The sequence below is a fragment of the Pseudomonas sp. 05N434 genome, from assembly GCF_056396965.1.
In genome coordinates, this window is record NZ_JBFTMK010000996.1 from 1 (window position 1) to 744 (window position 744).

The following is a 744-nucleotide window of genomic DNA, read 5'->3' on the forward strand; positions in this document are numbered from 1 at the left end:
GGCGGAGGCGGTGCCGAAAAAATGATGGCACGCCTCGCTGGAGCGCTGACTGATGCTGGCAATGACGTGACTTTACTGATGCTCACTGGCGCCGGCGTGAACTCGGCGCACCTCGACCCACGGGTAAAACAGGTCGAGTTGCACAGCGTGCGCAGCTCCAGGGCCGTGCCGGCGCTGGCACGTTTTCTTCGCCACAATCGCTTCGACGCGCTACTGGCCGCCCTCACCCACGTCAACGTCGTGGCCATCGCTGCCGCCGCGCTGTCAGGTACGCTGGCGCGCCTGCATGTCAGCGAGCGCAACGCGTTTTCCCATGACAAATATGTCAACCCTGCGTTGAAGGTGCGCACAGCGTATCTGCTGGCACCATTGCTGTATCGACTGATCCCTAATCCGGTGATCTGCGTCTCGCGCGGCGTCGCCCAGGATCTGATCGACACCACCATAACCCGCCCCCAGGATGTCACCATCGCCGACAATCCGGTGCTCGACAACGATTTTCGCGACAAGGCACCGGCGCGTCCAAACCACCGCTGGCTGCAGGAAAAGTCCACCCCGGTGATTGTCGCCGTGGGCCGCCTGGCGCGACAAAAAGGTTTTGACGTATTGATCGATGCCTTCGCCCGACTGCCTGATCCCAGCGCCCGATTGATCATTTTCGGCGAAGGCGCGCTCAGGGCCCAATTGCTCGAACAAGCGGTTGCTGTGGGCGTGGCCGACCGGTTCGATTTACCAGGCTATACC

General features: G+C 61.8%; 1 protein-coding gene. It reads left to right on the forward strand.

The window, feature by feature from the left end; genetic code table 11:
- The coding region (locus tag AC1DLB_RS31310) for a glycosyltransferase (protein ID WP_477786444.1) at positions 1 to 744 on the forward strand (744 nt) is incomplete at both ends.